Genomic DNA, 24,282 nt, shown 5'->3' with positions numbered 1-24,282 from the left:
TTTTTTTTAGTTTTCATCTTCTTTGTATTCGATGACATTGACGGTGCGCTCTTTTTTAATTTGATTTAGCCGCTCATTGATTTGTTCGGCCAGTTCTTCCAGATGTTTAAACTCATCTCCGGCTCGAAGTTTAAGAGGCGACGATGTTCCTTCCAAAGAAGTCTTTAAAAAACGCTCAAAGGCATAGAGTGGACCGGCGATTCGATGAGAGATCAAACGTCCCACCGCAAACAATATCGCGCAAAAGGCGATACAGATAATTATAAAAGTGATGACGTAAGGAACCAGAAACTTATTCAATAAGAAAGCGTTATTCCCCACCAGCTCTTGAATCGTCACTCGCATATACGTGTACGAAAACACCAAGCAAATCAAAGTCAGGCTTAGACCAACGGCCATCAGAATGAAGCAGTACTTCAACTGAAATGGCATGTTCACCCAGTATTGCTTACGAACATTGTTTTCGGGCCACAGAAGTTCACCCTCGCGAATGATCGCATATACGATCAGCGCATAACCCAGCCATTGCAATGCATCCGCTAAGTTGAAAGCCGGGCTGGAAAGAGAAGGCGTGCCCAGGACAATGAAATCCACGACATAACCCCAGATAATCCGATCGGTCACGTTGCCAATGATCCCGCCAATAAGAATAGAAAGACCGCTTCGCAAAGTTAAGGATTTGATCGGCAGAAGGTATTGAATCAAAGCATAGGTGCAAAGAAGGAAAGCTCCACCCGTAGAAAGAGACACGATTCTTAGTACAGACGGCAAATCTGAAAACAATCCCAACATCGCGCCGTGATTGTGATGCAAAACAAAGTGAACCGGACCAAAAGATTTTAGCTGTGTGATTCCTGTCGCCCAGATTTTCGTGACACGGTCCACGAGCCAGGTTGCGAGCAAAGGAAGAATCACTATAAGCCATTCGCGTTTTTTCATGCACTTCAGTCTAACAATTCACACCAGTTCTTGCGAAGAAAAACTTCAGCCTTTACTATACCTAGACGGGTAAGCCCGAGGGGAGCTGGACTTGAAATATCTTATCGCCACCATTCTGTTTTTTTCTGTTTTCGCCAACGCTCAAGCATCGGGGACCGAATCCAAAGATAAATTCGCGGATCTGCAAAAAGAATATCAGGCCCTTTTAAAAAAGTTCGGTGTGGATGCTAAAGACTTAGGCATGTATGCGACGGTCGGTGAAGGGGAGGAAATGAAAGTTCTTCTGGACACCAACGGTACGAAGGTGATGATCCCGGCGTCTATTTCCAAAATCGCCACGGCTTCGGCCGTCCTAGAGCACTTTCCTCCGGGTCACAAATTTAAAACGCAGCTTTTATCGAATGTAGAACCAAAAAACGGTGTTCTTAAAGGGAATCTCTATCTAAAAGGCGGCGGTGATCCTTCTTTCGTCTCTGAAAACATGTGGTATCTGGTCAATGCTTTCACTCGTAATAACGTAAAGAAAATTGAAGGTGATATCGTCGTTGACGACACTCTTTTTGACAAAGTCCGTTACGACCTCAGTCGACAAAAAGAACGCGTCGATCGCGCGTACGACGCTCCGGTGGGAGCGATGAGTTTTAACTGGAACTCGGTGAATATTTTCGTCCGACCCAATGGTGTAGGCTCTAATGCGCAAGTTTTTATTGATCCCGAAAACGAATACATCCGTTTGATCAATCGCTCAAAAACAGTTTCCGGATCTGGAAATAATCTTTTGGCTGATCGTGAAGATGATAAAAAGTTTCCCGGCGATGTGATTATCGTTGGCGGTTCAATCGGACAGGGCTTGAAAGAGATCGTGGTTTTCAAAAACGTACAGCAGCCCGACCTTTGGGCAGGGTACAATTTGAAAGCATTTCTTGCTCAGCGCGGAATTCAACTCACCGGAGAAGTGAAGAACGGTGTCACACCAGAGAAGTCAGATGTCTTAGCTGAGTCGGAAAGCAAACCGATTGAGCAGATGGTTGCTGACATGAACAAGTTTTCGAACAACTACGTGGCGGAAATGCTGACAAAGAACTTGGGCGTTGCGAAAAAAACAAAAGGTGCGACTTTGGCGGACGGGGTGCTAGTCATCAATGAGCATTTGCAAAGTCTCGGTCTTCCGGCGGATCAGTATAAGATAAACTCGCCGTCGGGTCTGTCGCGTGAAAATAGAATCTCATCTTTTGCCATGTGGAAAGTTTTAGACCACTTGCGTGATGATTTCCGAGTCCAGCCCGAATTTCTTACGTCCTTGCCCATTGCCGGCGTCGATGGCACGCTCAAAAAGCGAATGAAGAACTCAGCGGCAGAACGTTGGGTGCGTGCTAAAACGGGATTCCTCACGAACGTCGTATCCTTAGCGGGTTACGCGGGATTAGAGGATGGTCGGGTGGTCACGTTTTCGTTTGTTTATAACGGGTCTACGGATGAAACAAAGATTCGTGCGTTTTTTGATAATTTACTTATCTATCTAGTAAAATAAGCCGAATGAGAACCAGGAAGGTGGACGTTCGATGAAAAAGCTGAGTGTCTCAATTTTATACGCGATTTTATCTGTTGCTCCAATCGCGGGAGCGCAAGGCGATATTGCTGCGCAAGTAGTGCCGCAAGTATTAGGCAGAAGCCCTGAGGAGATTCGTCCTTGGCGTGCGCCTATTTTTGCCGATCAATCAGCTGCCTTAGGGTACAACGAATCGGCCTTCTCGATTCCTAAGGGTATGGAAAAACAGGTTCAGTTTTGGATCGACGTCTATACGAAGTACACGACGGAACAAGGCGTGATTCATGATGCGGAAAACGTAGAGACCGTTTATGAAATCGTCGACCTTAAAGGTTTAAAGACCGAGCGCGAAAAGCAAAAGAAAGTCGATGAAGTTAAAAAGATCATCGCGGCTCGTTTGGCGACTCCTGAAGAAGGTGAACGTCTGCGTTTTCAATTAGGTCAAAAAGACCGCATGCAAGACGCGATCTTTTATTCCGGCCGCTATCTTGAAGACATGGAAAAAATCTTCAGAGACAGCAAAGTTCCTGTCGAGCTGACTCGTTTGGCTTTCGTGGAAAGTTCATTCAATATCATGGCGCGCTCAAAAGTAGGAGCGAGCGGTATCTGGCAAATCATGCCTTACACGGCTCGTCCTTATAAAATGATTTCTCCGGTGGTGGATAAACGAAATCATCCTTTGGAAGCAACGAAGCTAGCAGCGAAACTTCTTCGTCAAAACTATGGGATGCTTGAATCATGGCCTTTGGCGGTGACGGGTTACAACCATGGACCTACGGGCGTTCTAAAAATGACAAAGAGTTATGAAACTCGCGAGTTGGGGGAGTTGATTCAAAATGTGCGCTCTCGTAAGAGCTTCGGTTTTGCTTCACGTAACTTCTATGCAAGCTTCCTGGCGGCACTTGAAGTGGAAAAAAACGCCAACAAGTATTACGGTTCTGTGGTTTGGTCGAAACCATTGCCCGCGCAAGATTTAAAACTTCCGGTGTCTGTGAAGTACAAAGAAATCGTCAGCTGGTTTGATGGCGATGATTCTAAGGCACAGGTTTACAACCCACATCTGACACACAAGGCACGCAAAGGGCATCCAATCCCAGCGCAAACGGTGATTTCAGTTCCTAAAGACAAATACAATGTGGCATTGATTTCGTTGGCAAGAAAAGATCGTACAGTGGCGATGGAAGATAAGAAAGGTCGCTAAGAGACTTTTCGAAAACGGAAAATAAAAAAGGGAGCTTTCGCTCCCTTTTTTATTTTCTGGGTGATCATTTAATTTAGATAAAGTCGCCTTTAGCACGCGCGCCTACGGAGGCTGTTGCTGTGGTAGTAGGTTCCATATCTAGATATTTGAAGAACATTTGCGTGATTTCTTGCACGATGCCTGCATCATGAATAGCTTCTGGTCTATCGATAGACATTGTATTCACCAAGCCGATGAAAGCATTCACTACGAGGTAAGACACTTTTTCCATGTCGCGACCAGGGATCTGCGGAAGGTTGTAACGAACAACTTCCTGGAAGAATCGGATCGACTCGGACATATAAGATGCCTCAGCAACATAATATTGGATCGTTGTCAGTTTCGCGCGAAGCTCAGAGTTGCGGCGGATTGTTTCAACAGCCAGTTCAATCATCGCTTTTACACGCTGTTCAGGTGGCAATGGAGAAATCGCACGCATTTTTTCGCTGATAATGCGTTTATCTTCTTCCACGATATTTTTGACCACAGCTTGAACGACGGATTCTTTGTTTCCGAAGAATTGGTAAAGAGACCCGATACTGACGCCGGCTTCTTTCGCGATTTTGTCTGTAGTAATAGAATAGAAGCCTTCTGAAATAAGAAGACGAGAACAAGCATCTAAGATCGTGGCTACAGTTTGCCTTGAACGTTCTTGTGTCGGAGCTTTCACGATGATCTTAGTTTTCTTTGCTTTTTCTTTCTCAATAGATTGAGTCATGACCGAGTTATCCCTTCTAAATACGCACTTTTGGATTCGTGTCCTATGAGGACAGAATAAGGAGCAATGCATAGAGGGGCAAGTCTGGTTTTTTACAGAATTGTAATGAACCTGTAATGAACAGGCTCTTAGTATTGAATGTGATCTATATTAGAGTTCGGTCACTCGAGCTCTTGCGCGCAGTAAACTTCCGCTCGTTGAGTGTTAGCGGGATACGCCATGTTCTTTGCGAAAGTGTTGCACTGTTTTTTCGTCAAAGAACGATTGAAACGGCGAAGACATTCCCAACGAACTTCATCGCCGGTGTCGGCGTATTCCATGCTTTTTGAAATAGCGTGGCACTCTTTGATCGTAATGCCGCGAAGATCATAAAGACAAACTAAGCGAGCGTCTTCAGCGTTGGTAGAATATTCCATCTTTTTAGCGATGTTTAAACAGGAAGAAACATTGAGCTGCGCTTTTTTCTGTTTCAGACATTTCAGTCTTAAGTCATCACGCTGATCCATAGCCAATCGACTTTTACCAGTAACCTGGCAAAGGCTTTGGGCATAGGCCGACGTAAATGAAAAGCATAGTATGAAGGCGACGAACAGCTTGAATTGGCGCATACGAATTTTCCCTCATGGCTGTATAGTGCAAAACCAGGGCGCCGTATGCTTCTTTATATTTGTTTTTAGGCAAGGATCCCTGTCTAACTTCGAGACAGGGGGCGAAAATGGCGGGGCTAGAGGACGCCCTTTCTAAAGTCAGGTGTGTAACAAACCGATACGATAAGGGTCATAACAATTAGAGGTTCCCATGAAAGTTTCTGCACTGATCCTCAGTTTGTTTTTTTCTATCGCGTCCTTTGCGGCGCCCCGACAGGACGTTGAAAAAAAGATCATCGCTGACACTGCTCTCAGCCTTTCGCGAATCAAGTCTCCCACGGAAGCCTTAGAAAAATTGAAACCTCGCTTGAGTGAAAGCGAAGTGAGATATTTGGAAAGCCTCATTCAAAAAAAGCTCTGGGTCGAGATGCCCGAAGTTGCCAGCGAGGATCAAGTCATTAACTACAAGTTTTCTGATGGCACGAAGATCTCTGTGGAAATCACGGACTATTTTCGCGGTGAGTTCTTGGTGAACGGTCACAAGATCGAAGTTGATCGTTATAAGTCTTTAGAAGAAAAGATGTCCTACTTGCGCCGCTTGGTCAGTATGAAGCTATTGCCGACAAAGTCAAAAGGGGCGGGCTTATGGTCTTTGTTCTTTCCCTATGCTCAGGCTTCTTTGACCTGCAATATGGTGGTGAGTTCAGGATGTCTCGAAGTTTCTATGGCGGCCTCGTTGTGGCTTGTGCGCGAAGCCTCGTCAGAGTCTCCACTGGCGCGCTGTCGTGACAATTATTATTTCAACAAGAATCAAGACATGACGAAAAAGTGTCTTTCCCAGTACGGAAACAGCCAAGCTCTTTCGAGCATTCAAGAAATCAGTGAAATGCTGGCGCAAACTCCAAAATCGACAGTTGAAATCACATGTAACAAAGGGGAAGGTCCTCATATCTGGATCAATGGAGAAGAGGTCACAAGATTTAACAAGGGTCACAGTGCATCGGATTATTCTGTAACTATGGCGCAAGATCCTCAGGTAAAACTAAATAAACTTCCGGCAGCCATGATTCGCTGCTGTCAGAAGCCTTCCGGTGATCCTTTAGCAGGTGAGTGTGAAAGTTTTGTGAATGAACATCTGGGTTCAAAAGAAAAACGGGCGAAAGAATTTAGCGGGTCCAATGTCAGACTGCGCGGAAAAGCTCTTGAAGGAACACGATAAAAATAAAAAACCCAGCGTGAAGCTGGGTTTTTTATTTTAGGGCTTAAAGATCGGACCGTTTCCAGATCCTACGGCTCTGTAGGGATTATCAGAGTATTCAATTAAATATAGAACCGGTTCTAGGTTCTTTCTTTGCACTTCGGGAATCACACCCGCCCCGGGATAAAAACCACCCGAGCCCCACCCGCTGTTTCCGGGATCCAATTCGAAAGTGAAAGAAATGATTTTGTGTTCTGCATAGGACCAGTCTGTCGTGTCTCCGCTCGCGATATAGAGTTCAGAAGATTGTTGGGGAGTGTAACCGTTCCACTCGGCCATCTTTCTGGCCATTGTTTCGTGAACTTGTTTGTCTTGGGTATTTGCGATGCTTTCATACACGTGACCCCAAGGATACAAGATCAACTGTGAGTACGTGTGGAACGAAAGAAGGATCGTGATGTTTTCGTGAGTGTCGACGTACTTTTTAATAGCTTGAGTCTCAGGTTCACTGAAAGCGTGAGGACCACGATAAGTTTCACTGTTAGGACTTGTGCTAGCGCCTTCGCCACCCCAGCCATAGGCGTAGTTGCGATTTAAATCCACACCATATGTGCCGTTGCTATTGCGTGTGCGATTTTTTCTCCAGGATTTGTAACTTCCCGTCGAAATATCGTATTCTGCTCCGTCGGGGTTTACCATCGGAATGAAGTGAATATCACGACCATTCACCAAGCGCTGAATACGTGGGTTGCCTTTGGAGTATTCTGTTAAAAGATATTCAACATAGTAAATGGGAAGTTCGATCGAAAGATGTTCACGTGCGTGATGTCCGCCCATGAATACGGTTGCGGGAAGCGTATCAGCTTCTGCGAGGTTTCCTGAAATGCGTATAGCCCAAATATCACGGCCTTCAATGGATTTTCCAATCGAAGTCATTTGTGAAATAGAGCTGTGATTATTCACCAACGTACGAAGCTTTTCGGTCATCTCTGCATAGTTGTGGAAAGCAGCGTCTTTCGCCGGGAAGTCCATGGCATCTGTTAAAGGAAAACTGACTTCTAAAAGGCCCAAACGCTCAATCGCGTTTTTTTCTTCCAAACTTCCCACGCCGACGACGAAATCTTCGCGAGTAGTTTCAATGGCAAGACCGGTGTTTGCGATCAAAGATCTTTCGAATTTATCTTTGGCGCGAACTTTCATCCAATACTGAGTGGAATCGACAGTGTGTGCATTTTGAAAAGGCAGAAAGCCTACGGCAATAAATGCGGCCGCAACGAGCACCTTGGTGATTTTCATAACCCCTCCTTGGGTTCTGACATTGCTGTCAGGAATACCTTAGTGTCTTTGATCTATGTTGAGGTACAAGTCTTTAGTCGGTGCACACGGCCTTAGGTCTAGGAGGATTTTACCAGCGAATAGGTTCAGGCTCGATTTCAACACCGAACATGTTTTTTACGTCCAGACTGACTTGGTTGGCAAGCTTCCACACGTCATCAGCGGAAGCGCCGCCGTGGTTTACTAATACCAGAGCCTGCTTTTCAAACATGCCGACCGGTCCCAGTTTTTTTCCTTTCCAGCCTGCACGATCAATCAACCATCCGGCAGCAAGCTTAAAGTTGGCATCTAGATAAGGATAACTCACCAGATCCGTATGCTTCATCAAGATTGAATCACGCATTTCTTTAGAAACGATGGGGTTCTTAAAGAAGCTGCCGGCGTTACCAATCACGCGTGGATCAGGGAGTTTCGTTTGACGTATGTGAATCACGGCATTGGCAATGGTGCGAGGATCCGCCGCTAATTGCTGGCGTTCAAGTTCTTTACGGATGTCTCCGTATTCCAAATGCAAAACATTTTTCTTTGGTAAACGGAACGTGACATCCCAGACAAGATAGCGACCCGCACCTTCTTGTTTAAAGAAGCTATCGCGATAAGCAAACTGGCATTCTTTATTCGAAAGAACTTTGGTTTCTCCGGATTTTAAATCCAAGCAGGTGACTTCCCAAAGAGTGTCTTTGATCTCGACTCCATAAGCGCCGATATTCTGAATCGGTGCCGCACCTGACGTGCCAGGGATAAGGGATAGATTTTCAAGTCCCCAGAAACCTTGCTGCAAAGTCCACTGAACAAAGTCATTCCAAACTTCACCGGCTTGGACTTTGACGAACCAGAAGTCTTTGTCATCGGCGACAAGTTCTTTACCTCGATTGGACACTTTCAAAACCAAGCCGGGGATCGAAGAGGGCAATACCAGATTGCTGCCTCCGCCCAGAATGTTCCAAGTCAGTTTTTTTAAAGAGGCGTCATCTTGAATGGCATGTAGATCCGACGGCGAATGAAGCTCGGCATAGTGTTCTGCCTGGGAACGCAATTGAAGAGTGTTAAATGAGCTTAAGTCAACTTTTGTGCGGATCTGCATGATTTACAGATTTTATTAGAAGCCAACGGCTTTGGCCATCATTCTTTCCAGAACCTGTTCTTTGTTAATGAAACAAATGCCAAGTCCCAAACCTTTGCTCCAAACAACCTCGGCCGCGACGTTATGAGTACGACGAAGACTGTCAAGTTGGACGGTCATGTTCAAAAGGTCCCCTTTTTGAGGGACGTAATCACCTTGAGAGACTTCAAGAAAAGCGCCGGTTTCAGAAAGATTTTTGAGGCTCGCAACCAGAATTCCAATATGCCCGTAAACTTCGATCTTCGCAGTTTCTTTTGTGGCAAATCGTTTGGACGTTTTCATCGCGACTCCGAAAGGCATGGTTGCTGATTCTATTGTCGGAGGAAATATCGCGTTCGTAGAGTCCAAAATTCCCTGTTCTCAAAATGAGACTGTAAATCTAGACCCTACTTGCGAATGTAGGTAAGAAACGAAAATGGAATTGGCACTTCCACATCACGACGTGCACTCAGTGTGAAAACATTTTCGTCAATTTGCGGGTAATAGGTGTCGCCCGGAAAGTCTTGATGGATAAGGGTTAGATAGACTTTGTTGGTGATCGGCAGGGATTGTTTATAGATTTCTCCGCCGCCGATAATGAAAACTTCATCTCCCCATTTTGCCGTCAGTGGTTTTGCATGGGCGACGGCCTCTTCAATCGAAGAAACAAAAACGACGGGACTTGATTCCGTCGAGGGAAAGTTTTGTTTGGATGGATCGCGCGTGATCACAATGTGGTAGCGGTTGGGAAGAGCGCGGCCATTGAAAGAATCAAAAGTCTTTCTTCCCATAATCATAATGTGACCCTTTGTGGTGTCGCGGAAAAATTTCATATCCTCCGGAAGATCCCACGGCAAACCGCCTTGAGTTCCGATCACATGATTTTTTGAGCAAGCCACAATATGGGTTAAAATCATACGGCCACCGGCGCTTTGATTGCTGGGTGCGGATCGTAACCTACGATTTCAATGTCTTCATATGTGAACGCAAAAAGGTCTTTCACATCGGGATTCAATTTCAATTGAGGAAGAGGACGGAAGTCACGAGTTAGCTGCAACTGAGCTTGCTCTAAGTGATTCGTATAAAGGTGAGCGTCACCCAAAGTGTGAACGAAATCACCAACACCCAAGCCGCAGACCTGTGCGATCATATGAGTTAGTAATGCATAGCTCGCGATATTAAACGGCACGCCCAAGAAAATATCCGCGCTACGTTGATACAGCTGACAAGAAAGTTTTCCGTTAGCGACATAAAACTGGAAGAAGGCGTGGCAAGGCGGCAACGCCATTTTATCTACGTCGCCAGGGTTGAACGCCACGACCAACAAACGGCGCGAATTTGGATTCTTTTTAATTTGTTCAACCACGTTGGTAATCTGGTCAATCGTGCGACCATCCGCAGTTTCCCACGAACGCCATTGTTTCCCATACACCGGACCCAAGTTACCGTTTTCGTCAGCCCACTCATCCCAGATCGTCACTTTATTGTCGTGAAGATACTTGATATTTGTTTCACCTTTTAGGAACCACAAAAGCTCATGAAAGATAGAGCGCGTATGTAACTTCTTGGTAGTTAAAAGAGGAAAACCTTCTTCAAGGTTGTAGCGCATTTGATAACCGAAAGTTGAAATAGTTCCGGTGCCAGTGCGGTCTTCTTTTTTTGTGCCATTTTCAAGAACGAATTTAATAAGATCGTGGTACTGCTTCATCGATCCTCCCTGAGAGGTGCCCAATGACAGTATTTTTGAAGCTGTCTTTTTTGTCTATGGAAATACAGGCATATCGCATGGGTCCAATGTTCTGTATCGTGTCATGAGGGCTTGCCATTGCCTACTTCGTGCACATCTTATGGAAAGGAAAGGAGCCTAATATGATGTATTTACGTAAATCTGAAGACAGAGGCTATGCAGAATTTGGCGGCTGGTTGAAATCTCGGCATTCCTTTTCGTTTAGTGATTACTATGATCCTCAGTTTATGGGCTTTCGCGATCTTCGCGTGATCAATCAGGATTGGATCGCAAAGTCCGCAGGCTTTCCTGCGCATCCTCACAAAGACATGGAAATTATCACCTATGTTTTAAAGGGGACGGTGGCTCATAAAGACAGTTTAGGAAACGTCGGTGAAATCAAGGCCGGCGAAATTCAAACTATGCACGCGGGAACAGGCATTCGTCACAGCGAATACAATCCTTCCGACAGTGAAGAGCTTCAGCTTTTTCAAATCTGGGTTTTGCCAGATGTTGTCGGTGCAAAACCGGGATACACTCAGCAATCTTTCACACGAGAACAAAAGTTAAATCAATTGAAGCTTTTGGTTTCTAAAGATGGACGCGGAGACAGTCAAAAAATAAATCAGGACGTCGACCTTTATGCCGCAATCTTTGAACCTGGAGTTGAACAGCAAGTCTCTCTTCGTCCTGGCCGAGGCGCCTATGTGCAGTTGGCCGAAGGGGAGCTAGTTGTGAACGGCACAACTCTAAAATCGGGTGATGCCTTGGCGATAGAAAACGAGACGATGTTGAATATAAAAGCCAATAAAGAAACAGAATTTTTGTTCTTTGATCTTCGTTAAAAAAAAGGGCCCTCATGTGGGCCCTTTTTTATTCCAGAACAGTGTTCCACTTTTCATATTCCTTCGGAGGATCTGCTTGCAAAGGAAACTTAGCTTGAGCCTTTGCGATTTCTCCCGCCGGCGAAGGTGTTGCTAACTCGATACCTCCGCGAAGAACAGTATCCAAGGCATCAATTTTTAGTTCCGATTTGAACAGTCCTAACTTCGCGCTAATGCCTGATGATCTCCAGAAAACAGTGTTCGTTCTAATGACTCGGACATAATGATTCAAAATATTGATTTGCAAAAGAACGGTTTGACCCGTTTTAGACAAAGTTTCTTTGGTTACGGTTCCGATTTTCATTCCTCTGAATGTCACAGAATCTCCAGCGCTGACGGATCCAAGGTCATTGGTTTCTAACTGGTAAGTGCTCGTGTCCTCTAACGGATCTTTCGATTCGCCACCTTCTTTTCCTTTGAACTCAGTTTTTAATTCGCCGCCAATTTTTCCGGGATCCACGGATATGTAGGCACCTTCGATCAGCGTTTCTAAACCGGAAACGCCTTGCAAGCTGACCTTCGGAGTCACCAGCCAAAACCGCGTGCCAGCAACGGCGAATTCTTCGGCGTGTTTCTGTAAAATGGCGTGGGCGATCACATCTTTTTTATCTTCAGAAATAGTGACCTTTTGGACATCACCAATAGTCACACCCCGATAACGAATTTGTGTCTTCCCCGGTTGGATTTGCGATCCGTCCTCAAAAGAAATTTTGATATGGGGACCTCTTTGTTGCCAATAGTCCCAGAAAAGCCAAACCGAAATGGCAATCGCAAAGGCCGGAAATAACCAGATATACCATCCGGCTCTCAGAGATTTTAATTTTTGTTTTGTTACTGTCTCAGTCATCGCTTTCTCTTTCCCATAACATTTGTGGATCGAAGTACGCCGAAGCGAGCATTGTAAATATCACGACAAGCAAAAACATAATCGAACCTGCTTCAGGACGAACCTCCGCCAGATTTCCCAATTTCATCACCGCCACCAGAACAGCCAATAAAAAAATATCCAACATAGACCAGCGCCCGATGGCCTCCACGATGTGATAGAGCGTAGTCTTAAAACGGGGATTCTGATTGTTTTTGGCGGTGGCCGATAAATAAAACAGAATGATCAGCTTCATCAGCGGGATTAAAATGCTCGCTAGAAACACGATGATCGCGATAGGCCAGTAACCAGTGTCTGAAAGCTGAACGATTCCACTCCAAATTGTCGACGTTGTGCGATTTCCGTAAATTTCTAAAGTCATGAAGGGAAAAAAGTTCGCGGGAAGATAAAGAATCAAAGCCGTGAACGAAAATGCCGCGGTCAGCTTAGTGGACTTGGGATTTAATCTGGTGTTGCGACTGCCACAGCGATCACAAATAATCGTCGCCCGCACATGCACAGGAACAGGCATATGATAGCCACAAACTTCACAAACTAGATATCGTGTCGGCGTGCCTGCTTCATCCATAAAAATGATTTTAGCTTGAGGCGCTGACTGGTCATGTTTCAAGGGGAGAGGTTGTTGAGATGCAAAAAAGGTTTTGCGAATTAACAAAATAAAAAAGGGAGCTGAGCGCTCCCTTTTTTATCTGACTTTGAACGAAGAATTACTGGAAGTTTTGAACTTGCGCAATGTAAGGAAGATTGCGGTAGTAACCTTGGTAATCCAAGCCATAACCGACAACGAAATCATTCGGAATTTTGAAACCAACATGGTCAATTTCGCATTTTACTTTCAAAGCATCCGGCTTTTCCAAAAGCGACACTGTTGTCAGGCTTTTTGGTTTGCGCGATAGGATCGCGTTCTTCAAGTAGTTCATTGTTAGGCCCGTGTCGATGATGTCTTCCACCAAAATCACGTGGCAGTTTTCAACCGGGCTAGCAAGGTCCAACGTCACTTTCACTTCGCCAGAAGAAGAAGTACCACCGTGATAAGAAGCCACGCCAAAGAACTCACAAGTGATGTCGGCGTTGATGTTGCGGATCAAATCTGAATAGAACATGAAGGAGCCCTTCAAGACACAGACTGCGACAACTTTTTCGTTTTTAAATTTCTTAGAAAGAGTCTCGCCCAACTCTTTTACTTTTGCCTGAATTTGTTCTTCAGTGATGTAAGGTTTCAGTGAAAGGTTTGTCATAGTGCTCTCTCCATATCTACACAAAAGAGTTGTTCATGATCTCGCCAAAGCCGCCGCCGCCAGGCACGATGTACTGTTTATCGTTCAGACCGCGCTCTTGATCCCAAAATTCCCCAGGAATAGCCTCTAAAACTGCCGCAGAAGACAGTCCTCGGTCAAGCCTTAAGGCATAGATCACGACATCAGGGTGGGCGGTGAGAACATTCTTCAAATATTCAGGGGTTACTATCAGGTTTAACGCGATAAACTTTTTCGCGGGTCCCTCAATATGGGTTTTATAGTGGTCGACCGCTGTAATCATAGTATTTCCCGTTGCACCCATGGGGTCCGGGAAGATGACATGGGCGTCTTTGACATCGCCACCGATTTTCATCCCGCCAAATTCGGCCCCGGTGACCTTGTCCTTGTTGTTCGTCACCCGCGCGGCAAAGATATGATCCTGGCGGACATTTTGAGGTTTTAGGGAAAAATGCAGGGCATTGTAACAGATGTGACTAGGATAAGTACCTGCTCGAGCCAGATTCACGCTGACGGCCTTTTGCTCATCAGATAAACGCACGCCCTGAAGCTTTTTATCGGGATGAACATCCGTCATACGCGTGGGTTGTGTGAAGTTTTCAAGCTTGAACTCATTATTCATGATGATGGATATCAAGTGAGTGTAAAGCACTTCCACAATGCGGTTGATTTCCGGTTGATAGCAGTCCGAAGAGCACAAGCGGGCTAGAAGACCACTCAGAAAAGGGCTGTCAATAATGTGCACCTGAGAACCGTATTTGTGTCCCAGCTCTTGATGAAATCCCATAAATGACCTTTGGTGATTAGTTGCCTTTAACGAACTCGATGAAAATCACAAACTCGCTGTCACCGGCTCTAAAGCGTGGCGAGCGCAAAATTTTGAAAACATCAATGGCTGTCAGTTCGTCTTCGTTTTCAAGATTCGAGTGGGGAGGCATCACTCCCGCTAAGAAAAATCCAGTGCGGCCACCGATCTCAAAAATCGCCGGAAAGGATTTGCGCTGAACCTCAAAGGTTCCAGCCGGAGTCGGGTCCTTCCAAGTTCTTTGAATTTCCAAATTGCCGCGAAGGATGTTGCCCTCAATTTCGCTGATCTCAAAGAAAGTCGTCAGACCAATTTCCACGGACGGATCGCGGCGATCTTTGATCGAATATGACCACTGAAGCGTACGTGCTCCATCCAAGGCGCGATCTTCTTTATGAAGAATTGTGATCTGCGGGCGGTTGATATTTGAGTCGACCGTGGGAAGAATTCCTGCGGCATAGTCGTTAAAGTTCATGAACTGACCGGTACTGCGGCTGGCGCCCATGATAGCATTCAGACTGCCACGTCCCACTTCAGCGTAGTACACGATCAAGTGCGAACCGTCTTTAGCTCCCGCGCGCGCAGATTTTTCGGCAGGGGTCGTTGTCGGAGTTGCCGTCGCCGTTGGATTTGCCCCTGCAGCCGGAGCCACTTTAAAGGCACTCACGGAGCCATCACTGGCATCATTATCAGAAGCAGTCCCTGCAGGTTCTTGTGAAGCTTGTTCTGTGGGCTCTGAATCAACGGTTTCGGCTAAAGAGGCAACAGAAGTGGTGGACGAGGGATTGATTTGCACCGTGGATTTTAAATAACTCACACGACGCTCAAGATTTTGCTGTCCTTTTTGGTAAAGACTTATTCCGACGCCACCAGCAACGACAACTAAAAGCGACAGTTGCACCAGGGGATTTCCAAAAACCCTTTTCCACATCGGGGGTGTCGCGGGTTTGAAGTTCTCCATATCGACGCCACACTGCGCGCAGTATTTATCTTTCGGTTGCTGGAATCCACAGCGTGGACAGTTGATTAACATAAAATCAGGTTAAGACAAAGCGACTTGACGCTCAATAGAATAATTCATACCTTGAAATCTCACGGGAATTCCTTACAGATCAGAGAGTCCGCAGCTATGAAAAAGTACAAACCGAAATCCGGCGAAAGAGTAGAGATCAAAGAAGAAGTGATCCCGCCCAAAGTCGAGCTGCCATTTGAGTTCTCGCCTGAGCACTATCCAGTTCTACTGCAAGAAGTGTTAGCCGCATTTTATCCTTATCGTGAAAAAGAAAATCCAACTTACTTCGATGGAACTTTCGGGCGTGGAGGACATTACTCAGCGATGCGCTATGTGATTCCCCAGATGAAAGCCACGGTCATGGACCAAGATCTAGCAGCTATCGGCTTCGCGCAAACCCGCTTCCAGACGGAAGTCGAGCAAGGCCAGTTAAAGATAATACATGGAAATTTCTCTCAATTTTCAGAACACAATCTAAATAACTTTGATATGATGCTCTTAGATCTAGGTGTGAGCTCTCCGCAATTAGACCAGGCCGAACGAGGCTTTAGTTTTTATCACGATGGCCCCCTAGATATGCGAATGAATCAGCAACAAGGAATGACAGCAGAGATGCTTGTGAATACGGCTTCAGAGGATGAACTCATTCGAATCTTCAGAGAGTACGGCGAAGTGTATCGTCCGGCTCGTGTCGTACGCGCGATTGTTAACGATCGCAAAACCAAAGCATTCCAATCAACCAGTCAGCTTGCGGGCCTCATTGAACGCGTTGATGGCTGGCAAATCAAAGGTCATCATCCCGCTACAAAATATTTTATGGCTCTGCGCCTGGCAGTGAATTCGGAACTGGAAGTTGTCGAACAAGCTTTGCCCGCGATGATGAAAGCTTTGAATCCCGGTGGCCGTTTGGCCGTCATTTCTTTCCACTCTTTGGAAGATCGTATTGTGAAAAATATCTTTAAAGAGGCGGAAGATCTTGGCAGATCCGTTTATAAAAAAGTGATCGTTCCCACTCAGGAAGAGTGTGACAAAAACTCTCGCTCGCGTTCCGCGAAATTGAGAGTCTTCGAGAGGAGTGCTCAGGATGAGCTCGGAAAACTTTAGGCAGCTAAAACCTTTTTTTAGCATTCTAGTTATCATCTTTACTTTGTTTTCCATCGTCTTCCTGCAAATGGAAGAACGCCGCATGGGCTATAGCGTTTTGAAGCTGACTCGCGAGCATAAAAAAGTGTGGGAAGAAAAACGCACCAAAGAAATTGCGCTCGCGAAAATCACACGCCCCCAACTTTTGGATACGATGGCTCAGCAGAAGTTCACTCTTAAAAAGGTGCAGGCCAATCAGATCATTCACTTAACGGGCCCCGTGACGAATGATGTAGAAAAAGTAGTGAATAAAGACATTGCGAAAAAGGACCTGTAGTTGAAATCACGTATTGTCATCATCTTTGTTGGTATATTGGTTCTGTGGTCGGCGCTTATCCTGCGTGCAGGATATTTGCAATTTCTTCCGAACGACCGATTGAATTCGTTGCAGAACCGTCAATTTCAAACCAAGGTCACGTTGCAGGCCCGCCGCGGAGCCATTGTCGATAGCAATGGACGTGACTTGGCGATGTCAGCCGCAGCGTACTCTCTTTATGCAGATCCCAAAATTATTGAGAATCGCAAAGTCGCTGCGAAAAAATTGGCGAAGGCTTTGAATCAGTCTTATGAATCCGTCTATGCAAAAATCAAAGATGGCAATCGTCGATTTGTTTGGATTCAGCGTATGTTGGATCAGGCGACGGCGGATGAAATCAAATCCTGGGATATTCGCGGCCTTTCTTTCGTTGAAGAGTGGCGCCGTGTGTACCCGAACGAAACATTGTTAGCGCAGACTTTGGGATTTCTGGGAATTGAAGGTCAGGGGCTTGAAGGCTTAGAGCTTGGATACAATCAACTTCTTGCGGGTAATCAAAAGAAAGTATCCGTGAAGAGAGATGCTCGCGGACGTCCCCTAATCAACGATGGTTTGATGTTTATTGAAAATCCAGAGGGCAGTGAGCTTCGTCTGACCGTGGACTCTGAACTTCAATACCGACTTGAAAGTGAACTCGCCAATGCGGTTTCTACGTTTGAAGCCGATCATGCCGTGGGTGTGATCCTGGATGCAAAAACTTCTGCGGTTTTAGCTTTGGCTTCAGCACCGACGTTTGACGTTAATAAAGCGATGAAGGCTCCGGGCGAGCATCGCCGTAACAAAATCGTGACCGATGCTTTTGAGCCGGGTTCAACGATGAAGACTTTCGTGATTGCGGCCGCTTTGCGTGACGGTTTGATTCAACCAAACACGAAGTTCTATTGTGAAAAAGGAAGCTTCAAGGTAGGTGATCGCATCATTCGTGAAGCGGAAACGAAAGAAAAGTTCGAAGATCTGACAGTGAGCGAGATTCTCGCGGTTTCTTCAAATGTCGGTACTACGAAGATCGCATTTAAGATGGGATCGGACAAACTTCGCCAAGGTCTTTTGGATTTTGGCTTTGGTCAAAGGCTGGGCGTAGATCTTCCGGGTGAAGCTCGCGGCATGGTGCAAGCCCTTCCTTGGAGACAGCACTTATTGAGTAATATCTCTTTCGGTCACGGTATTTCAGCGACTCCTTTGCAAGTGGCGAATGCATTTGCAGCCATTGCCAACGGAGGGGTGTTGAACACACCTTACATCGTTCAAAGCATTCGTGACGCCGAAACTGGAGAGTTGAAAGAAACGGAAGTGAAACCCATCCGTCGCGTTCTTACTGCCGAGCAAGCCGCTCAGATGCGTGCGATGCTTGTTGGGGTCACTACTACGGGTGGTACGGGTGGCAATGCTCGTGTGGATGGATTCATGGTCGGTGGTAAAACTGGAACGGCTCAAAAAGTAAATCCGAACGGACGGGGTTACCTCAAGGGCGCCTACATTTCTAGCTTTGGCGGATTTATTCCTGCGAATGATCCGAAGTTTGTAATTTACGTGGCGGTGGATTCTCCCCGCAAAGCCTATTACGGTGCGACGGTCGCGGCTCCTTTATTCTCGCGCATGGCTTCGTACGCGGTTCGTAAAGAAGGGATTGCCCCACTTCCAATGGCCGAAGTTTCGACAGTCGATAAAAAAGTTCGTCGTATTGCTGCTGAACCGAAACCAGTTGTGAAAATTCCACCCAAAGAAGTTTTAACGGCGACAGAGTTAGACAAAGCCACCGAAGTGGTTACGGGCGAAACAGTTCCGAACTTAAAGAACATGACGACTCGTGAAGTACTTCGTCGCATCAACGGTCAAGACTTGAAAGTGAAATTTGTCGGTCAAGGTGTTGTCGCAGATACAATTCCGGATGCGGGTTCCCTGGTGCCGGAAACAAAAGAAATCACGGTTATAATGAAATAAAAGTAAAGGGAAGATTGCAGTGATCTTCCCTTTTTTTTGTCCGAGGTTTCTTCAAACATCGGCCACTTGTGTCAGCCTTTTACTCCCCAGTTAAAAGCTATTCCCAGTTCATTCTTTGCTCGAATAGTTTCAAAGCGAAGGCCAGATTGTTGTTGCCTCGCTGAATTCTTTCACAGAAAGTACACGGGTATGGAAATCCAGCAGGCGTCGCAGTCAGATCTTTTAAGAAAGTACTTCAATCTTCCGCAGTTTCGTCGCGGGCAAAAAGAGATCATCGATGCTGTGCTAGCCAAAAAAGATGTCTTAGCCGTTCTGCCTACGGGGGGCGGTAAATCTTTATGCTATCAATATCCGGCTGTTCACTTTCAAAAACTCGTGATCGTCATTTCGCCTTTGATCGCTTTGATGAAGGACCAAGTCATGTCTTTACAAAGGCTGGGTATTCCGGCGGGATGCTTGCACTCTGGTCAGTCAGACGATGAAAAACGCGATGTTTTTGCAGAGTTGAACAAAGGCGGCGCTTTCGTTTTGTATCTTTCTCCGGAAAGAGCACAGAAGGAAGGGTTTCAGAAATGGATTCAGCATCGTCAAATCGCCCTTTTTGCGGTGGATGAAGCTCACTGTGTGTCTCAGTGGGGGCATGACTTCCGAGAGGAGTATGCACAATTAAGTATTCTTAAAAAAATCTGCCCACATGTGCCGATCCTGGCGTTGACGGCATCAGCGACACCGACCGTTTTAGATGACATCTCAAAGCATTTGAATTTGAAAAATCCAGAACGCATGGTCCATGGATTTTATCGCTCCAATCTTTACTATCAGGTGGAGCTTTGTGAAAACGAAGAGGCGAAGCTGGAATTGCTGCTTCAGAGCATTAAGTCTACGCCTCAGGGGCGCATTATCGTTTACTGCGGGACTCGCAAGGTGACGGAAACGACAGCGGCTCTTTTGCAAAAGAAATTTAAGCAAGTGGGTTTTTACCATGCGGGTTTAACGGCTGAAGTTCGCGCGCAAACCCAAGAAGCTTATGCCAATGGGGATCTTCGTATTCTTGTGGCCACAAACGCTTTCGGCATGGGCATCGACCAACCGGATGTGCGTTTGGTTGTTCACTATCAAATTCCAGCTAATATCGACGCTCTTTACCAGGAGATGGGTCGGGGTGGTCGTGATGGTGCCGAGTCGACATGCATGGCTTTGTATTCGAAAAAGGATAAAGGCCTGCAGTCTTACTTCATTCACAGTTCGGAAGCCCCCGAGGAAATAAAAAGCGCCCGCTGGAGAAACTTAGAAGCTCTAGTAAATTACTCTGAAGGTGGCGAATGCCGTCATGCCGAGATTCTGACTTATTACAAGGATTCTCAGCGTATTGAACGCTGTGGGCACTGTGATAACTGTGATCCGAAATCGTCTCGTCGTATCTTAAAACCACTGACGCCTTCTTTGGTTTTGGATCAAACATTAGAAAAAATCAAAACGTCCTTAAAGAAATCCAAGAAACCTAAAGCTTCCGATTTGGATTTTGTTTTGGATGAGATTCAGGAAAAGCGTTACGAAGTTCTTCGTCAATGGCGCAAAGCCAAAGCCAAAGAGCTCGATGCTCCGGCCTTTGTGGTGTTCAGCGATCAGACTTTGAAGCACCTGGCAGTTAAGAATCCACGAAATTTGGAAGAAATGAAATCCGTTTACGGGATCGGAGACGCAAAAATCGAAAAGTTCGGTTGGGATGTTTTAGCAGAGTTAACCCGCTAAAACTTCACGTCTTATATCGTAGTACTTAAAATTCTCTCTAGAGATCCTTTCATCGACCCGCCATACTTTCTGTATGGCGATGGAATTTGATAAAAATAAAATCATTCAATCCTTAGTTCAGAATCTTCAGCAGTCTGATTATGCAGAAGGAGCTTGGTTGGGGGGATCTTCCGCAACCGGCTTCGAGGATGATCTTTCTGATACCGATATTGTCATTATAAGTACGGCTCCCGATGAAATTTTCCAAACTGTGGAAGACACACTTCAGAAGATGGCTGCCATCACCCATATTTGGAAGGTGGAAGATTCCCCATGGAAAAACTTTGCTCAGAAATTTTATGTCTTAGATCAAACTTCCGAGACCTATTATTTAGATGTTGGCGTTTTTCAGTCTTTGGTTCCGGAGGATTATTCCGAATATTTCAATGTCGAACGTCACGGTTCTCCTCAGGTGCTTTTTGATAAAACAGATATTCTTAAGCAAGCGTCCCGACAGCCTCGCTATGAAAGTTCAAAAAATATCGAATGGTCTCAATGGATTGCGCGATTTGAAATTCTGTACCGAACTTTTCTAAAGGAATCGCTGCGGGGAAAGTACATTGACAGCTACACGTTCTATCAGAGACTGGTGATGATGTGGGTGCAATTGGTGCGTAGACATAGGACCCCACAAAAGCATGACTTCGGGTTGCGATATCTGTATCGCGATTTGCCAGTGGCTGAGTCGCAGTACATTGAAAAACTGCTGCAAGTGCCGGATTTGAAATCCATGCAGGTCGCAGCTGCGGAATTAAGATCAAAAATTTTGACGCTTCAGAAGGACGTTTCAGCATGAAGATTCTGGTATTAGGTGGAACTCGCTACTTCGGTAAAAGACTGGTGCATTCTTTGATTCACGAAGGTCATGAAATTTGGGTTCTTTCCCGTGGGCAACAGGAAGATGATTTCGGCGCCCGTGTGCATCGCTTAAAAGGGGATCGAAAAAACAAAGAGTCCTTGGCTTCGGCCGTAGGTTCTTTGAGCTTTGATGTTGTCGTCGATCAGGTCTGTATGACTCCCGCAGAAGCCGCTGCGAGCTGCGAAATTTTTGCGGAAAAAACTTCTTACTACATCATGACTTCGACCATGTCAGTGTATGCCTTAGGTGGAGATCTTCAAGAGGAAGACTACAACCCCTATCTTTATCAACCGACCGCTCCTACGAATCCCGCTGAAGAATACGGAGAAGGCAAAAGAGCGGCAGAAAATTATTTTGCCACGAACGCACCTTTTAAATGTTCTTTTGCCCGCTTCCCCGTCGTTGTTGGAGAAGACGATTACACCGGGAGATTGTTAGGTCATGTTCAGAAAATAAAAAAGGGGCAACCTTTGTATTTTCCCAACTTAAACGCCAAATTTTCTTTTATCACCTCTGAAGATGCGGCGCGAGCGCTGTTGTGGCTTGTGCATACGAAGCATGAAGGACCTTTTAATTTTGCCTCTGAAGATGCCATTCCTTTGAAAGAGCTTGTGAATGATATTGAGTCCATCACGGGACAGAAAGCTCAGCTTCTGACGGAGCCATCGCCAGAAAACTGGTCACCTTATGGAATTTCTGAAGATTGGTTTTTAAACGTCGAGAAAGCCAAGACGGCGGGCTTTCAGTCAAAACCCGCACGGGAATGGCTGCATTCTTTATTAGTCAGTTTGAATCGAGTTTAGATATTCGCCGATTTTAATAATCACCGGAGCTGGGATTTCGTGACCGCCGCGGAAACTCAGCATGGGGCCCTTCATTCCATTTTGATTCAAAAGTGTATTTAGTTTCTGTGCTTGTTTGTGGCCAAGAACTTGATCCATCTCGCCATGGCTTTGAAAGAAACGCCGTCCTTCACGGGCTGGCACCAACTTTTTCCATTCTTCCTGGTGCAGCAAGGTGCCTGACATAATGACAAGTCCTGCTGGCGTTTCGGGCGCACGCAGGTAAAGCTCGGTGGCGAGCATTGCACCTTGGCTAAAGCCACCCAGCACAATTTTGTTCCAAGGCACTTTGAGTTGGCGAATCATTTCCATGGCGGCATCGTAAGCTTTAGAAAGACCCTTCGGAGTGTCGTTGCTAAAATCACGATGTTCACCGCGGGATTGCGCTTCTTGGATTTCCATCATATTGATCGTCCACCAGGCGCGTCCCATCCATGCCGGACCAATGGGAACTTCTAAAATTCCATTCGGGAAAAGCCAGTTGTAAGTTTTCTTCGTGGAAATCATCTCTCCTAAAGAAAAGAGGTCATTACAATCAGCGCCAAAGCCGTGGAAGAAGATCACCCAGGGCGCGTTATCGTCTTTATTTATTTCTTGGCAATGTATCTTTCCGAGTTGTCTCATAACTTAGTCATACGCTATTCTTGAAACCGAGTCTATGAAACTGAATAATCTCTTTTCCATCATTCCAGGAACTTCGAATTACACTTTGTCTGAGGCGGAAGTCAGCGGTGTCTTTAATGACGCACGTCTGGTTGTTCCTGGCTCTGTTTTCGTCGCAATCCGTGGCAGTAAATTGGATGGGCATAGTTTCTTAGGCGATGCCGTGGCCAAAGGGGCGGCGGCTTTGGTCGTTGAAGATAAATCGAAGGTTCCCGCGGGATATGCCGGTTTTGTATGGCAAACAGAAAACTCGCGCGAGACTTTGGATCTTTTAGCCAGTCGCTTCTATCTGGATCCGGGGCAGGAACTTTTCTGTGTCGGTGTTACAGGTACGAATGGAAAAACTTCCGTCACTTACATGACTGAAGCGATCTTGAATGCCGGAAAAATTCCGACAGGAGTTATCGGCACCGTCAATCATCACTTGTTAGATAAAGTCTGGCCTTCTGAGATGACAACACCGGATCCGGTATTTTTACAAAAACGCTTGCGAGAATTCCGTGATGACGGAGCGATGGCCGTGGCGATGGAAGTTTCTTCCCATGCTCTTGATCAAAAGCGTGTCGACAGTGTGCCATTCAATACCGTGATCTTTACAAACCTCACGCGCGATCACTTGGATTATCACGCAACCATGGATCAGTATTTTGAAGCGAAACAAAGACTTTTCACGGATCTTCTTTGGAAGACCGAAAAGTCTCCCTGTTACGCGATTGTGAATACAGCGGATAAGTATGGACGTCGTTTGAAAGTGGCGGATCCCGCGGTGCTTTGGACATATGGTTCCAAAGATTCCGATATTCGCTATGAAATTTTAAAGATGGATTTTGCTTTGACTCATTTCAAAGTCCACACGCCCATGGGGGAAGGGGAAATCCGTCTTCCTATGTCCGGCACACACAACGTGATGAATGCCTTGGCCGCTTTAGGGGCGGGTTTATCGGCAGGAATCCCGTTGGATATTTGCATCAGCGCTTTAGATAGTTTCACGGGAGTTCCGGGGCGTTTGCAGTCCGTTCCCAATAAGCAGGATCTTGCAGTCTTTGTTGATTACGCCCATTCTCCGGATGCTTTAGAAAATGTTTTAACGGCTTTAACGAAAGTGCGCGAGAACTTAAATTCTCCAGCGAAAATTTGGACGGTATTTGGTTGCGGTGGCGATCGAGACAAAGGAAAACGTCCTTTGATGGCGCAAATGGCGTTGCGTTTTTCGGATCATGTGGTCATCACCTCAGACAATCCTCGCACCGAAGACCCGCAAAGTATTATCAATGATATTTTGGCTGGTGTTGCCGGCGCGGATAAATCAAAAGCCACTGTCTATGTTGATCGTAAAGAAGCCATTCATCAGACTATGAAAAAGGCTCAGCCGGGCGATGTTGTTTTGATCGCGGGCAAGGGCCATGAAGACTATCAAATCATCGGCAAAGAAAAATTCCCGTTCAGTGACGTGAAAGTGGCCGAAGAAGCCTTACAAGGGAGATAAAAAC

General features: G+C 45.9%; 25 protein-coding genes. 11 read left to right on the top strand and 14 right to left on the bottom strand.

Features of this window, described 5'->3' with window-relative positions:
• Positions 1-6 precede the first annotated feature (6 nt).
• Positions 7-939: a signal peptidase II gene (locus tag ACLWBD_RS14400; protein WP_063205060.1), complete on the bottom strand. Its 933-nt coding sequence runs from the start codon at positions 937-939 to the stop codon at positions 7-9.
• A gap of 91 nt (positions 940-1,030) precedes the next feature.
• Here ACLWBD_RS14400 and dacB point away from each other — a divergent pair, with 91 nt between their 5' ends.
• Together dacB and ACLWBD_RS14390 are read left to right on the top strand one after the other, a co-directional pair.
• Positions 1,031-2,470 (top strand): D-alanyl-D-alanine carboxypeptidase/D-alanyl-D-alanine-endopeptidase, encoded by a 1,440-nt coding sequence (gene dacB / locus ACLWBD_RS14395; RefSeq protein ID WP_413568681.1) that lies wholly within the window; start codon positions 1,031-1,033, stop codon positions 2,468-2,470.
• Positions 2,471-2,501: 31 nt separating this feature from the next.
• Positions 2,502-3,689, top strand: coding sequence for a lytic transglycosylase domain-containing protein (locus ACLWBD_RS14390; protein WP_413568679.1), 1,188 nt, complete (start codon positions 2,502-2,504; stop codon positions 3,687-3,689).
• 73 nt (positions 3,690-3,762) lie between these two features.
• On the opposite strand, the gene ACLWBD_RS14385 is transcribed toward ACLWBD_RS14390, so the two are convergent.
• Both ACLWBD_RS14385 and ACLWBD_RS14380 read right to left on the bottom strand, forming a co-directional pair.
• Complete coding sequence (locus ACLWBD_RS14385) at positions 3,763-4,446, bottom strand: TetR/AcrR family transcriptional regulator (protein ID WP_063205058.1); 684 nt, start codon at positions 4,444-4,446, stop codon at positions 3,763-3,765.
• A 161-nt stretch (positions 4,447-4,607) separates the two neighbouring features.
• Positions 4,608-5,054: a hypothetical protein gene (locus tag ACLWBD_RS14380; RefSeq protein ID WP_063205057.1), complete on the bottom strand. Its 447-nt coding sequence runs from the start codon at positions 5,052-5,054 to the stop codon at positions 4,608-4,610.
• A 190-nt stretch (positions 5,055-5,244) separates the two neighbouring features.
• Here ACLWBD_RS14380 and ACLWBD_RS14375 point away from each other — a divergent pair, with 190 nt between their 5' ends.
• A complete protein-coding gene (locus ACLWBD_RS14375; RefSeq protein WP_413568677.1) occupies positions 5,245-6,252 on the top strand; it encodes a hypothetical protein in 1,008 nt (335 codons plus the stop codon).
• Between the two features lie 36 nt (positions 6,253-6,288).
• Here the strand turns inward: ACLWBD_RS14375 and ACLWBD_RS14370 are convergent, their stop codons facing one another.
• The 5 genes from ACLWBD_RS14370 to ACLWBD_RS14350 all read right to left on the bottom strand — a co-directional run bounded on the left by ACLWBD_RS14370 (position 6,289) and on the right by ACLWBD_RS14350 (position 10,376).
• Positions 6,289-7,527, bottom strand: coding sequence for a M14 family metallopeptidase (locus ACLWBD_RS14370; RefSeq protein WP_413568675.1), 1,239 nt, complete (start codon positions 7,525-7,527; stop codon positions 6,289-6,291).
• A gap of 109 nt (positions 7,528-7,636) precedes the next feature.
• Positions 7,637-8,650, bottom strand: a complete 1,014-nt coding sequence (murB, locus tag ACLWBD_RS14365) for a UDP-N-acetylmuramate dehydrogenase (RefSeq protein WP_063205054.1) — start codon at positions 8,648-8,650, stop codon at positions 7,637-7,639.
• Positions 8,651-8,665: 15 nt separating this feature from the next.
• The gene (locus ACLWBD_RS14360; protein WP_155722488.1) at positions 8,666-8,971 is read right to left on the bottom strand and encodes a PilZ domain-containing protein; all 306 of its coding nucleotides are present in this window, start codon (positions 8,969-8,971) and stop codon (positions 8,666-8,668) included.
• Between the two features lie 104 nt (positions 8,972-9,075).
• Complete coding sequence (locus ACLWBD_RS14355) at positions 9,076-9,585, bottom strand: dihydrofolate reductase (RefSeq protein WP_063205052.1); 510 nt, start codon at positions 9,583-9,585, stop codon at positions 9,076-9,078.
• On the bottom strand, positions 9,582-10,376 hold the full coding sequence (locus ACLWBD_RS14350) for a thymidylate synthase (RefSeq protein WP_063205051.1): 795 nt from the start codon (positions 10,374-10,376) through the stop codon (positions 9,582-9,584). Before ACLWBD_RS14350 ends, ACLWBD_RS14355 begins: the two co-directional genes overlap by 4 nt.
• Before the next feature lie 161 nt (positions 10,377-10,537).
• Between ACLWBD_RS14350 and ACLWBD_RS14345 the strand changes: the two genes are divergently transcribed.
• A complete protein-coding gene (locus tag ACLWBD_RS14345; protein WP_063205050.1) occupies positions 10,538-11,239 on the top strand; it encodes a pirin family protein in 702 nt (233 codons plus the stop codon).
• A gap of 28 nt (positions 11,240-11,267) precedes the next feature.
• Here ACLWBD_RS14345 and ACLWBD_RS14340 read toward each other — a convergent pair whose 3' ends face one another.
• From ACLWBD_RS14340 to ACLWBD_RS14320, 5 genes are all read right to left on the bottom strand, one after another.
• A complete protein-coding gene (locus ACLWBD_RS14340) occupies positions 11,268-12,125 on the bottom strand; it encodes an MlaD family protein (RefSeq protein WP_413568671.1) in 858 nt (285 codons plus the stop codon).
• Positions 12,118-12,732, bottom strand: coding sequence for a paraquat-inducible protein A (locus ACLWBD_RS14335; RefSeq protein WP_253696404.1), 615 nt, complete (start codon positions 12,730-12,732; stop codon positions 12,118-12,120). Before ACLWBD_RS14335 ends, ACLWBD_RS14340 begins: the two co-directional genes overlap by 8 nt.
• Before the next feature lie 139 nt (positions 12,733-12,871).
• Positions 12,872-13,402 carry a hypoxanthine phosphoribosyltransferase gene (gene hpt / locus ACLWBD_RS14330; protein ID WP_063205048.1) on the bottom strand — a complete coding sequence of 177 codons (531 nt, stop codon included), beginning with the start codon at positions 13,400-13,402 and terminating at the stop codon, positions 12,872-12,874.
• A gap of 16 nt (positions 13,403-13,418) precedes the next feature.
• A complete protein-coding gene (locus tag ACLWBD_RS14325) occupies positions 13,419-14,207 on the bottom strand; it encodes a uracil phosphoribosyltransferase (RefSeq protein ID WP_063205047.1) in 789 nt (262 codons plus the stop codon).
• 16 nt (positions 14,208-14,223) lie between these two features.
• A complete protein-coding gene (locus ACLWBD_RS14320; protein WP_413568668.1) occupies positions 14,224-15,258 on the bottom strand; it encodes a hypothetical protein in 1,035 nt (344 codons plus the stop codon).
• A 96-nt stretch (positions 15,259-15,354) separates the two neighbouring features.
• On the opposite strand from ACLWBD_RS14320, the gene rsmH reads away from it, so the two are divergent.
• From rsmH to ACLWBD_RS14290, 6 genes are all read left to right on the top strand, one after another.
• Positions 15,355-16,341 (top strand): 16S rRNA (cytosine(1402)-N(4))-methyltransferase RsmH, encoded by a 987-nt coding sequence (gene rsmH, locus ACLWBD_RS14315; RefSeq protein ID WP_063205045.1) that lies wholly within the window; start codon positions 15,355-15,357, stop codon positions 16,339-16,341.
• On the top strand, positions 16,322-16,657 hold the full coding sequence (locus tag ACLWBD_RS14310; RefSeq protein WP_063205044.1) for a hypothetical protein: 336 nt from the start codon (positions 16,322-16,324) through the stop codon (positions 16,655-16,657). Before rsmH ends, ACLWBD_RS14310 begins: the two co-directional genes overlap by 20 nt.
• The gene (locus tag ACLWBD_RS14305; RefSeq protein WP_063205043.1) at positions 16,658-18,637 is read left to right on the top strand and encodes a penicillin-binding transpeptidase domain-containing protein; all 1,980 of its coding nucleotides are present in this window, start codon (positions 16,658-16,660) and stop codon (positions 18,635-18,637) included.
• Positions 18,638-18,826: 189 nt separating this feature from the next.
• A complete protein-coding gene (locus ACLWBD_RS14300) occupies positions 18,827-20,389 on the top strand; it encodes a RecQ family ATP-dependent DNA helicase (RefSeq protein ID WP_413568665.1) in 1,563 nt (520 codons plus the stop codon).
• A gap of 73 nt (positions 20,390-20,462) precedes the next feature.
• Positions 20,463-21,224: a hypothetical protein gene (locus ACLWBD_RS14295; RefSeq protein WP_063205041.1), complete on the top strand. Its 762-nt coding sequence runs from the start codon at positions 20,463-20,465 to the stop codon at positions 21,222-21,224.
• A complete protein-coding gene (locus ACLWBD_RS14290; protein ID WP_063205040.1) occupies positions 21,221-22,090 on the top strand; it encodes an NAD-dependent epimerase/dehydratase family protein in 870 nt (289 codons plus the stop codon). Before ACLWBD_RS14295 ends, ACLWBD_RS14290 begins: the two co-directional genes overlap by 4 nt.
• On the opposite strand, the gene ACLWBD_RS14285 is transcribed toward ACLWBD_RS14290, so the two are convergent.
• The gene (locus ACLWBD_RS14285; protein ID WP_063205039.1) at positions 22,067-22,753 is read right to left on the bottom strand and encodes an alpha/beta hydrolase; all 687 of its coding nucleotides are present in this window, start codon (positions 22,751-22,753) and stop codon (positions 22,067-22,069) included. The two genes, ACLWBD_RS14290 and ACLWBD_RS14285, sit on opposite strands and share 24 nt — an antisense overlap.
• A gap of 34 nt (positions 22,754-22,787) precedes the next feature.
• Between ACLWBD_RS14285 and ACLWBD_RS14280 the strand changes: the two genes are divergently transcribed.
• Positions 22,788-24,278 (top strand): UDP-N-acetylmuramoyl-L-alanyl-D-glutamate--2,6-diaminopimelate ligase, encoded by a 1,491-nt coding sequence (locus tag ACLWBD_RS14280; RefSeq protein ID WP_413568663.1) that lies wholly within the window; start codon positions 22,788-22,790, stop codon positions 24,276-24,278.
• Positions 24,279-24,282 lie beyond the last annotated feature (4 nt).

This window comes from Bdellovibrio sp. HCB117 (assembly GCF_047305915.1).
GTDB classification, from domain to species: domain Bacteria; phylum Bdellovibrionota; class Bdellovibrionia; order Bdellovibrionales; family Bdellovibrionaceae; genus Bdellovibrio; species Bdellovibrio bacteriovorus_B.
The sequence above is the reverse complement of the archived record's forward strand: the minus strand, read 5'-3'. Positions and strand labels throughout refer to the sequence as shown.

What these genes read in the sequence shown, in the direction of transcription:
- ACLWBD_RS14400 (WP_063205060.1), bottom strand. Translation starts at nt 939, where the DNA reads ATGAAAAAACGCGAATGGCTTATAGTGATTCTTCCTTTGCTCGCAACC.
- ACLWBD_RS14390 (WP_413568679.1), top strand. Translation starts at nt 2,502, where the DNA reads ATGAAAAAGCTGAGTGTCTCAATTTTATACGCGATTTTATCTGTTGCT.
- ACLWBD_RS14385 (WP_063205058.1), bottom strand. Translation starts at nt 4,446, where the DNA reads ATGACTCAATCTATTGAGAAAGAAAAAGCAAAGAAAACTAAGATCATC.
- ACLWBD_RS14380 (WP_063205057.1), bottom strand. Translation starts at nt 5,054, where the DNA reads ATGCGCCAATTCAAGCTGTTCGTCGCCTTCATACTATGCTTTTCATTT.
- ACLWBD_RS14375 (WP_413568677.1), top strand. Translation starts at nt 5,245, where the DNA reads ATGAAAGTTTCTGCACTGATCCTCAGTTTGTTTTTTTCTATCGCGTCC.
- ACLWBD_RS14370 (WP_413568675.1), bottom strand. Translation starts at nt 7,527, where the DNA reads ATGAAAATCACCAAGGTGCTCGTTGCGGCCGCATTTATTGCCGTAGGC.
- murB (WP_063205054.1), bottom strand. Translation starts at nt 8,650, where the DNA reads ATGCAGATCCGCACAAAAGTTGACTTAAGCTCATTTAACACTCTTCAA.
- ACLWBD_RS14360 (WP_155722488.1), bottom strand. Translation starts at nt 8,971, where the DNA reads ATGAAAACGTCCAAACGATTTGCCACAAAAGAAACTGCGAAGATCGAA.
- ACLWBD_RS14355 (WP_063205052.1), bottom strand. Translation starts at nt 9,585, where the DNA reads ATGATTTTAACCCATATTGTGGCTTGCTCAAAAAATCATGTGATCGGA.
- ACLWBD_RS14350 (WP_063205051.1), bottom strand. Translation starts at nt 10,376, where the DNA reads ATGAAGCAGTACCACGATCTTATTAAATTCGTTCTTGAAAATGGCACA.
- ACLWBD_RS14345 (WP_063205050.1), top strand. Translation starts at nt 10,538, where the DNA reads ATGATGTATTTACGTAAATCTGAAGACAGAGGCTATGCAGAATTTGGC.
- ACLWBD_RS14340 (WP_413568671.1), bottom strand. Translation starts at nt 12,125, where the DNA reads ATGACTGAGACAGTAACAAAACAAAAATTAAAATCTCTGAGAGCCGGA.
- ACLWBD_RS14335 (WP_253696404.1), bottom strand. Translation starts at nt 12,732, where the DNA reads ATGGATGAAGCAGGCACGCCGACACGATATCTAGTTTGTGAAGTTTGT.
- hpt (WP_063205048.1), bottom strand. Translation starts at nt 13,402, where the DNA reads ATGACAAACCTTTCACTGAAACCTTACATCACTGAAGAACAAATTCAG.
- ACLWBD_RS14325 (WP_063205047.1), bottom strand. Translation starts at nt 14,207, where the DNA reads ATGGGATTTCATCAAGAGCTGGGACACAAATACGGTTCTCAGGTGCAC.
- ACLWBD_RS14320 (WP_413568668.1), bottom strand. Translation starts at nt 15,258, where the DNA reads ATGTTAATCAACTGTCCACGCTGTGGATTCCAGCAACCGAAAGATAAA.
- rsmH (WP_063205045.1), top strand. Translation starts at nt 15,355, where the DNA reads ATGAAAAAGTACAAACCGAAATCCGGCGAAAGAGTAGAGATCAAAGAA.
- ACLWBD_RS14310 (WP_063205044.1), top strand. Translation starts at nt 16,322, where the DNA reads ATGAGCTCGGAAAACTTTAGGCAGCTAAAACCTTTTTTTAGCATTCTA.
- ACLWBD_RS14300 (WP_413568665.1), top strand. Translation starts at nt 18,827, where the DNA reads ATGGAAATCCAGCAGGCGTCGCAGTCAGATCTTTTAAGAAAGTACTTC.
- ACLWBD_RS14295 (WP_063205041.1), top strand. Translation starts at nt 20,463, where the DNA reads ATGGCGATGGAATTTGATAAAAATAAAATCATTCAATCCTTAGTTCAG.
- ACLWBD_RS14290 (WP_063205040.1), top strand. Translation starts at nt 21,221, where the DNA reads ATGAAGATTCTGGTATTAGGTGGAACTCGCTACTTCGGTAAAAGACTG.
- ACLWBD_RS14285 (WP_063205039.1), bottom strand. Translation starts at nt 22,753, where the DNA reads ATGAGACAACTCGGAAAGATACATTGCCAAGAAATAAATAAAGACGAT.
- ACLWBD_RS14280 (WP_413568663.1), top strand. Translation starts at nt 22,788, where the DNA reads ATGAAACTGAATAATCTCTTTTCCATCATTCCAGGAACTTCGAATTAC.